The following is an 8640-nucleotide window of genomic DNA, read 5'->3' as shown; positions in this document are numbered from 1 at the left end:
GACATGCAGCGCTATGAAAACGAGCGCCCGTCCGCCGAAGCCGCCTGCCGCATTGGCGACGACCGCGTACTGCAAGGAGAAGGCTGATGTGCCTGGGCATCCCCATGCAAGTGGAACGCTGCCATGGACTGGTAGCCGACTGTCAGCACGCCGGGCAATGGCAAACGGTGGACCTGTCGCTGGTGGGCGAGGTACAGCCCGGCGACTGGCTGCTGGTGTTTACCGGCGCCGCGCGCGAAGTGCTCAGCCCGCAACAGGCCGCCGACATTCTGGATGCGCTGGCGGCGCTGGATGCCGCCATGAACGGTCGCTTCGACCCGGCCATCCATCTGGCCGACCTCAATCAGCGCGAGCCGCAACTGCCGCCGCATCTGCAAGCGCAATTCGACGCACAAAGGAAACCCTCCTGATGAGCAACCCGCAAGACAATCTGCTGCAAAGGCTGGCGGACACCGGCTACCAGGCCGTCGATGCCGCCGGGCTGGACAGCCTGGCCAGCGCCACGCCAAACCTGATCGTGATGCTGAATGCCGACCCGGTGAAATATCCCGAGGTACTGGACAATGTGGTGATCGTGCCGGAAGTGCTGCGTGAATTCCCCGCCGACACCTTCCGCGTGGCCTATGCCGACCTGCCGGCCAGCCAGGCCATCGCCAAACGCTTTGGCATCCTGAAATTCCCCGCCCTGCTGTTTCTGCGCCAGGGCGAATACGTGGGCATCATCGCCGGCCTGCAAGACTGGCCGGACATCGTGCACAGCTTTGCCGACAAGCTGACCGCCCCCACCCGTCGCCCACCGTCGGTCGGCATTGCGGTGACCAGTGCCAGCAGCGAGAAAGGTTGCGCATGAACATCAAACCCTTCCCCGTCGCCGTGGTCGGCCTGGGCCCCGGTTCGCAGCCGGAAGACCCGGACCTGGCCTATATGCCGCTGCCGCGTGAAATCGACAGCTTCGACCAGCCCACCCTGCCCACATCGGAAGAAGTGGAACACCTGCATGCCGCCAAACAGGTGATTGCCGAGCTGATTGCCCAATTGCAGGGCTACCAGGGTGATGCGGAAAGCTACCCGGTGCAGGACATCAGCCAGCTTGACAGCGCCAACCGCCAGCTGATCAACCAGCTGCTGGGCGAAGGCGAGGTGTCCTGTCGGGTGAAGCTGCTGGACGGCCGCGAACTGGACATGCAGGAGTCGGTCTTCGCCGGCATCTGGCGCGTGCTGGAAAGCAGCGCCGATGGCCAGCTGCTGGCCGACCGCATCGAAGCCTGCCCGATTCCCGCTGCCGTCTGGCAGGCCGCCCGTGCCTTTGGCAAGGCGCAGCTGGACATTCCCCCTCTGCCCGCGCAATTGATGAACGCCGGCCCGGTACTGACCGAAATTGCCGCCGCCATGCAAAACCCCGGCAGCGAGGCCCACATCATCAACTTTTCCTTGCTGCCGATGAGCCCGGCCGACATGGACTGCCTGGATGCCATCCTGGGGCCGGGCAATAGCGGCGTGTTCTCGCGCGGTTATGGCAAATGCCGCGTCATGGCCACCTCGCTGGCCAATGTCTGGCGCGTGCAGTACTTCAACGGCATGAATGCCATCTTGCTGGACACCCTGGAAATCACCCGCATTCCGGAAGTGGCGCTGGCCTCCACCGACGATCTGGCCGACTCGCTGGACCGCCTGCAGGAAGCCTGGCAGTGGTTGCAAGGGGAATACTGATGGACGGGCGCTTTGAAGGCTCCTATCTGGGCCGTGATGCCAGCCTGGCGGACGATGCGCGCATGGAGTGCAAGATCTGCTGGTGGGTATACGACCCGGCCCTGGGCGACGATGTATGGCAGATTCCGCCCGGCACGCCGTTTTCCGCGCTGCCGGAACACTGGCGCTGCCCGGAGTGCGACGGCGCGCGCGATCAGTTCATGGTACTGGCCGAACCAACATGAGCCAGTACCCGCAGCTCTTTGCCACCACGCCCGCCCCGCAGCTGGAGGCACTGTTCCGTGACATCGCTGCCAGCCGCATGCAGGGCATTCCCATCCTCAACCAGGCGCTGCAGGTGGAGGCCATCGGCTTCCAGCCATGGGATGGCCCGCAAGGCCGGCTGTGGGCCGGCGTGCTGCTGACGCCCTGGTTCATGAACCTGCTATTGCTGCCCATCGACACTGACAGTCTGCCCGCGGTGCCGCCAACCGGCGAAACCGTGATCGCCCTGCCCGGCGATGCCCTGCCCTTCATGGCTGGCCATGAAGACGCACTGGGCGACTACCGGCTGTGCTCGCTGTTTTCGCCGGTGCTGCAGTTTGCCGATCAGGACAGCGCCCGCGCCACCGCACTGGAAGTGCTGAAACTGCTGTTTCCGCCGGCACAGCCTGCCGCACCGGATCTGTCGCGGCGGCGGCTGTTTGGACTGGGCCGATGAAAGCCGACCAGATTCACATTGTCCTGAGCCAGAACAAGGACAGCGCACCTGCCGTTCGCGTAAGCTGGCCGCGCCTGGAGGCCGAGCGGCTGTTCATCGGCCAGAGCGCAGCGCAGGCGGTGCACACCACGCCCATGCTGTTTGCCCTGTGCGCCCGCGCCCAGACGCTGGCCGCCCGGCTGGTGCTGCAGCAGGCTGCCGGCCAGCCGGTCAGCGTCAGTCCGCAGCAGCGTGGCAGCATCACGCTGGAAGCGGTACGCGAAACCCTGCGCAAGCTGCTGCTGGACTGGTCGCAAGCATTTGACGGCGCAGCGGCCGCGGCGCACTGGATGGCGCAATGGCGTGCGGCACAGGACTTGCCGGCGCTGCGCAGCCTGGCCGAGGCCATGGTCTACGGTGAAGACTGCGGCCACTGGCTGCAAGGTGGCGAAGATGGCTGGCTGGCGTGGATGCAACAGGGTGCCACCGCCCCGGCGCGCTGGCTGCAGCAGCTGGACCAGCCACTGCCCGGCTGCGCGCTGCTGCCGGCGCTGGATGCCGCTACCCTGGCCAGCCAGTTGGCCGACTGGCTGCGCCCTGGCGGGCCGGTATGGCAGGGACAAGCCTGCGAGGTCAGCGCACTGGCACACGAAGCGGAGCATCTGCCCGGTTTGCTGGCCGCCAGCCTGCTGGCGCGGGCGCGGCTGCTGGCGCGGCTGCTGCAACTGGCGCGCTGGCTGAATGGTGCACTATTGCCAAGCAGCGTCGCCAGCCTGCCGGATGGCGCGCTGGCACTGGTGGAAACCGCGCGCGGGCCGCTGGTGCATCTGGCGGCGCTGGATGCCAGTGGCTGCATCAGCCGTTACCGGGTGCTGCCGCCCACACTGTGGCATGCGCACCCGGAAGGGGTACTGCGGGTAAGTCTGGGTTTTCTGGCAGACGCCCCTGCCGCAGAATGGCAGCGGCAGATCAGTCTGATCGACCCCTGTGTGCCGTACAGCGTAAGCAAGGATGTGGAATATGCATGAAATGTCACTGGCGGAAGGCATCGTCCAGTTACTGGAAGACCAGGCCAAGGCGCAGGACTTCAGCCGGGTCAAGCAAGTGTGGCTGAGCATAGGCGAGTTGGCCGGGGTGGAAGCCGAGGCGCTGGCCTTCTGCCTGGATGTCGTCAGCCGCGACACGCTGGCCGATGGCGCGCGCTTTCACTTTGTGCGCCAGCCCGGCACGGGCTGGTGTCTGGCCTGCAGCCAGAGCGTGGCCATTCACGCCCGTTTTGATGCCTGCCCCTTGTGCGGCAAGCATCAGGTACAGGTGACCGCTGGCGACGAGATGCGTGTCAGCGAACTGGAAGTGGAATAAGCCCCGCACCATGAATACCGGCCAGCGGCCACTCGCCGCGGCCATCAGCATAAAAAACAAGGAGAGGCAGCAATGTGTACCGTTTGCGGCTGCAGCAAAGGCAATGTGAAGATTGAAGGCCGGGCTCCCGGCGGCGTGAAGTTTCCCTATCGACCGCACCATGCGCATGCTCACGGCCATGGCCATTCCCACGACCACGACCACGACCACGACCACGACCGGCATCATCATGTCCACGCCCACCCGGCACCGGCAATCCCGGCAGAGCAAGAGGCAGAACATCAGCCCACCCTCAGCCAGCAGGCTGGCGGCGCGGCGCTGCATTACGGCCAGGGTGCGGCCCATGCCCATGCACCGGGGCTGAGCCAGGCGCGCATGGTGAAGATCGAGCAGGACATCCTGTCCAAGAATGATGGCTATGCCGCGCAAAACCGCCAGTGGCTGCGCGACCGTGGCATTTTTGCGCTGAATCTGGTGTCCAGCCCCGGTTCCGGCAAAACCAGCCTGCTGGCCGAAACCATCCGCCAACTGGGCCGCGACACCCTGGTTTATGTGGTGGAAGGCGACCAGCAAACCAGCAACGATGCCGAACGCATCCGCGCGGCCGGCGCACCGGCCATCCAGATCAATACCGGCAAGGGCTGTCATCTGGACGCCCACATGGTGGGCCAGGCCCTGCAACAACTGAACCCGGCCGACGACAGCCTGCTGCTGATCGAAAACGTCGGCAATCTGGTGTGCCCGGCGGCGTTCGATCTGGGCGAGGCACACAAGGTGGCCATCCTGTCCGTCACCGAGGGTGAGGACAAGCCGCTCAAATACCCCGACATGTTTGCCGCTGCCGACGTGATGCTGCTGACCAAGATCGACCTGCTGCGTCATCTGGATTTCGACGTCGACGTGTGCATCGCCAATGCCCGCCGCATCAACCCGAAAATCAAGGTCTTGCAGCTGTCCAGCAAGAGCGGCGACGGCATGGACCTGTGGATAGACTGGCTGCTGCTGGAAATGAACGATGCCCAGCTGGTAAAACAGCGCGAAGTGGCCCGCCTGCGCCAGCAGATTGCCGCGCTGGAACAGCGCTTGCAGGAGCGAAGCTGAATCATGCCCACACAAAGACTGCGCCTGACCGTGCGCGGCCGGGTCCAGGGGGTGGGTTTCCGCCCCTTTGTCTGGCGTACCGCCCAGGCCCAGGGTCTGTCCGGTTTTGTGCACAATACCGGCGAAGGCGTCACCATCGAGCTGCAGGGCAGCAGCAGCCAGCTGGCCGCCTTTCGCCACCAGTTGCAGCATGATCTGCCGCCGCTGGCGCAGATAGACAGCCTGCAGCAAAGCCTGCTCGACCCGCTGCCCGAGGCCGGACCGTTTGAAATCCGCGACAGCAGCGGCGGCATCACCCATGCCCGGCTGCCGGCCGACAGCGCCACCTGTCCGGCCTGTCTGAACGAATTGTTCACCCCCGGCGACCGCCGCTATCGCTACCCCTTCATCAACTGCACCGACTGCGGCCCGCGCTACACCGTTACCCATCGCCTGCCCTACGACCGCGCCAACACCAGCATGCTGCCCTTTTTGCTGTGCCCGGAGTGCCGCAGCGAATACCAGAGCCCGCACAGCCGCCGCTTTCATGCCGAACCCACCGCCTGTCCCAACTGCGGCCCGCAGCTGCAACTGACCGACCGCTTCGGCGAGCCGCTGAAAGGCGACCCGGTGCATGGCGCCTGGCAGATCCTGCAAATGGGCCGCAGCATTGCCATGAAGGGCCTGGGCGGCTTTCATCTGGTATGCGATGCCACCAGTGCCGAAGCCGTGGCCCGGCTGCGCCAGCTCAAGCACCGCCCCGGCAAGCCGCTGGCGGTGATGGCGCTGAATATCGACTCGGTGCGTGCCTTCTGTGAAGTCAGCCCGGCCGAAGCCGCCTGGCTGCTGCGCCCGGAACGGCCCATCGTGCTGCTGCAGAAAAAAGCCGGCGCCGACCAGCTGCTGCCGGACATCGCGCCCGGCATTGGCTGCATCGGCGTCATGCTGCCCTATACCCCGCTGCAATGGCTGCTGTTTTACCAGGCGCTGGGCCGCCCGGAGGGCCACGACTGGCGGCGCCAGCCCTGCGAGCGGATCTGGGTGATGACCAGCGCCAACCTGTCCGGCGAACCCATTGTCACCAGCAACCAGGAAGCACGCGAGCGGCTGAACCAGGTGGCCGATGTCTTCCTGCTGCACAACCGCAGCATCGTCACCCGCTGCGACGACAGTGTGCTGGCGGTACAGGCCGGCCAGCCCTTGTTCTATCGCCGCGCCCGCGGCTTTGTGCCCGATCCGCTGCCGCTCGCCGCAGACGGCCCGGATGTGCTGGCGCTGGGTGCCTATCTCAAGAACACGGTCAGCGTATTGCGCGGCGCAGAGGCTTTTGTGTCGCAGCATGTGGGCGACCTGGACCACCCGCTCAGCTGTGAGGCGCTGGAACAGACCGCCCAGCATCTGCTCGACCTCACCGGCGTCGTTCCGCAAGCCATCGCCTGCGACCTGCAGCCGGACAGCTTCTCCAGCCAGCTGGCGCAGCAATGGTCGCAGCGACTGGGCATTCCCCTGCTGCCGGTCCAACACCATCATGCCCACCTGGCGGCAGTGATGGCCGAACACGGCCTCTGCGGCCCACTGCTGGGGCTGGCACTGGATGGCTACGGTCTGGGCAAGAACGGCGGCGCCTGGGGCGGCGAACTGATGATGCTGGAAGGCGCCAGCTGCGAACGCATGGGCCATATCAGCCCGCTGCCGCTACCCGGTGGCGACAAGGCGGCGCGCGAGCCATGGCGCATGGCGGTGGGGCTATGGCAACGCTATTGCCCGGACTTGCCACTGCCGCCGCATCTGGCGGCACAGCCCGGCCTGCCCTTGCTGCTGCGCCAGCTGGAAACCGGGCTCAATTGCCCGGACACCACCAGCATGGGCCGCTGGTTCGATGCCATTGCCGGCCTCACTGCGCTGTGCCCGCGGCAAAGCTTCGAGAGCGAGGCCGCGCAAAAACTGGAAGCGCTGGCGGCAGCCTGCGCGCCGCTGGCCGGCGGCTGGCAGGTATCGCCGGCCAATCTGCTGGATCTCGCCCCGCTGGCACGCCAGCTGCTGCAACTATCCGACCCGCAGGCCATCGCCAGCCTGTGGCACGCCACACTGGCAGCGGCGCTGGCCGACTGGGCCGGGCGCGCCGCCAGCACCACCGGCATCCGCCAGCTGGTACTGGCCGGCGGCTGTTTTGCCAATCGCCGCTTGCTGGACAGCCTGCTGCCACTGCTGCGCGATGCCGGGCTGCAAGTCCACACCGCCCGCCAGCTGCCCCCCAATGATGGCGGCCTCAGCCTGGGTCAGGCCTGGGTAGCCAGACAGCGCCTGCTGCAACAATAAGGAAAACACCATGTGCCTGGCCATGCCGGTAAGAATCCGCCAACTGCTGCCCGACGACATGGCAGTGGTCGATGTAGACGGCGTCAGCCGTGAAGTGTCGGTCGCGCTGATCGACAGCCCGCAGGAGGGCGACTATGTCATCCTGCATGTCGGTTACGCCATCGGCAAACTGGATGCCGCAGAAGCCGCCCGCACCCTGGCCTTGATGGACCAGCTGGCGGCAGGAGAGCAGGCATGAAATATGTAGATGAATTCCGCCGCGGCGACATCGCCCGTGGCCTGGCCGCCCACATCCGCACGCTGGTGCAGCCGGACCGGCAATACCGGCTGATGGAATTCTGCGGCGGCCACACCCATGCCATTGCCCGTTACGGCCTCACCGGCTTGCTGCCGGACAATATCCGGCTGATTCACGGCCCCGGCTGTCCGGTGTGCGTGCTGCCGATTGGCCGGGTGGATTCCGCCATCGCGCTGGCACTGCGTCCGGATGTCATCCTGTGCAGCTATGGCGACACCCTGCGCGTGCCGGCGTCCAACAAGATGAGCCTGTACCAGGCCCGTGCCCAGGGCGCGGACGTGCGCATGGTGTACTCCACCAACGACGCCTTGCAGATTGCCCGCGACAACCCGCACAAACAGGTGGTGTTTTTCGCCATCGGCTTTGAAACCACCACCCCGCCCACCGCGCTGGCGCTGTTACAGGCGCGGCAGGAGCAGCTGGCCAATTTCAGCGTGTTCTGCAACCACGTACTCACCCCGCCGGCCATGCGTCATCTGCTGGCCGCTGGCGATGCAGTACAGCTGGACGGCTTTATCGGCCCCTCGCATGTCAGCACCGTCATCGGCAGCGCGCCCTATGCCGCGGTGGCCGAGGAATTTGCCAAGCCGGTGGTGATTGCCGGTTTCGAGCCGCTGGATGTGCTGCAAGCCGTCGCCATGCTGGTGGAGCAGATCAATGCCGGCCGCACCGAGGTGGAAACCCAGTTCAGCCGCGCGGTTACCCATGACGGCAATCAAAAGGCGCGTGCGCGGGTGGCGCAGACCATGACGCTGCGCGACAGCTTCGAATGGCGCGGCCTGGGCCAGGTGCCGCATTCCGCGCTGGCCATCCACCCGGACTTTGCCGAGTTTGATGCCGAACTGCGCTTTGCCCTGCCCTATCGCCATGTGCCGGACCACAAGGCCTGCGAATGCGCAGCCATCCTGCGCGGGCAAAAACGGCCGCAGGACTGCAAGGTATTCGGCATTGTCTGCAATCCGGACAACCCGCTGGGCTCCTGCATGGTGTCCAGTGAAGGCGCCTGCGCCGCGCATTACCACTATGGCCGTTTCGTACAGGGAGCCACGGCATGAGCAAGCCCTACACCCGTCCGCTCGATCTCAAGCACGGTCTGGTCAACCTGACCCACGGCAGCGGCGGCCGTGCCATGGCCCAGCTGGTGAGCGAGCTGTTTGCCGCTGAATTTGCCAACGACTGGCTGGCCCAGGGC

At 65.8% G+C, this 8640-nt stretch carries 11 protein-coding genes; all 11 read left to right on the top strand.

From position 1 onward, the window contains the following. Positions 1 to 86 precede the first annotated feature (86 nt). The 11 genes from JHD64_RS20335 (at position 87) to hypD (ending at position 8503) form a co-directional block, all read left to right on the top strand. Complete coding sequence (locus JHD64_RS20335) at positions 87 to 410, top strand: HypC/HybG/HupF family hydrogenase formation chaperone (protein ID WP_059287485.1); 324 nt, start codon at positions 87 to 89, stop codon at positions 408 to 410. Beyond that, positions 410 to 850: a hypothetical protein gene (locus JHD64_RS20330; protein WP_199055362.1), complete on the top strand. Its 441-nt coding sequence runs from the start codon at positions 410 to 412 to the stop codon at positions 848 to 850. Before JHD64_RS20335 ends, JHD64_RS20330 begins: the two co-directional genes overlap by 1 nt. Next, the gene (locus tag JHD64_RS20325; protein WP_199055361.1) at positions 847 to 1710 is read left to right on the top strand and encodes a hydrogenase expression/formation protein; all 864 of its coding nucleotides are present in this window, start codon (positions 847 to 849) and stop codon (positions 1708 to 1710) included. Before JHD64_RS20330 ends, JHD64_RS20325 begins: the two co-directional genes overlap by 4 nt. Next, complete coding sequence (locus tag JHD64_RS20320; RefSeq protein WP_059287488.1) at positions 1710 to 1934, top strand: rubredoxin; 225 nt, start codon at positions 1710 to 1712, stop codon at positions 1932 to 1934. The genes JHD64_RS20325 and JHD64_RS20320 overlap by 1 nt, the downstream gene beginning before the upstream one ends. Further along, a complete protein-coding gene (gene hybE / locus JHD64_RS20315; protein ID WP_199055359.1) occupies positions 1931 to 2410 on the top strand; it encodes a [NiFe]-hydrogenase assembly chaperone HybE in 480 nt (159 codons plus the stop codon). The genes JHD64_RS20320 and hybE overlap by 4 nt, the downstream gene beginning before the upstream one ends. After that, entirely contained in the window at positions 2407 to 3417 is a 1011-nt protein-coding gene (locus JHD64_RS20310) for a hypothetical protein (protein ID WP_199055357.1), read from the top strand. The genes hybE and JHD64_RS20310 overlap by 4 nt, the downstream gene beginning before the upstream one ends. Next, positions 3410 to 3751: a hydrogenase maturation nickel metallochaperone HypA gene (gene hypA / locus JHD64_RS20305; protein ID WP_199055355.1), complete on the top strand. Its 342-nt coding sequence runs from the start codon at positions 3410 to 3412 to the stop codon at positions 3749 to 3751. The genes JHD64_RS20310 and hypA overlap by 8 nt, the downstream gene beginning before the upstream one ends. Positions 3752 to 3823: 72 nt before the next feature. After that, positions 3824 to 4852 carry a hydrogenase nickel incorporation protein HypB gene (gene hypB, locus JHD64_RS20300; protein WP_199055353.1) on the top strand — a complete coding sequence of 343 codons (1029 nt, stop codon included), beginning with the start codon at positions 3824 to 3826 and terminating at the stop codon, positions 4850 to 4852. A gap of 3 nt (positions 4853 to 4855) precedes the next feature. Beyond that, positions 4856 to 7150 (top strand): carbamoyltransferase HypF, encoded by a 2295-nt coding sequence (gene hypF, locus JHD64_RS20295; RefSeq protein ID WP_199055351.1) that lies wholly within the window; start codon positions 4856 to 4858, stop codon positions 7148 to 7150. 10 nt (positions 7151 to 7160) lie between these two features. Beyond that, a complete protein-coding gene (locus JHD64_RS20290; RefSeq protein ID WP_059287309.1) occupies positions 7161 to 7388 on the top strand; it encodes a HypC/HybG/HupF family hydrogenase formation chaperone in 228 nt (75 codons plus the stop codon). Beyond that, the gene (gene hypD / locus JHD64_RS20285; protein ID WP_059287308.1) at positions 7385 to 8503 is read left to right on the top strand and encodes a hydrogenase formation protein HypD; all 1119 of its coding nucleotides are present in this window, start codon (positions 7385 to 7387) and stop codon (positions 8501 to 8503) included. Before JHD64_RS20290 ends, hypD begins: the two co-directional genes overlap by 4 nt. Positions 8504 to 8640: the final 137 nt, after the last annotated feature.

This window comes from Aquitalea sp. ASV15 (genome assembly GCF_016429115.1).
Lineage (GTDB): Bacteria > Pseudomonadota > Gammaproteobacteria > Burkholderiales > Chromobacteriaceae > Aquitalea > Aquitalea magnusonii.
The sequence above is the reverse complement of the archived record's forward strand: the minus strand, read 5'-3'. Positions and strand labels throughout refer to the sequence as shown.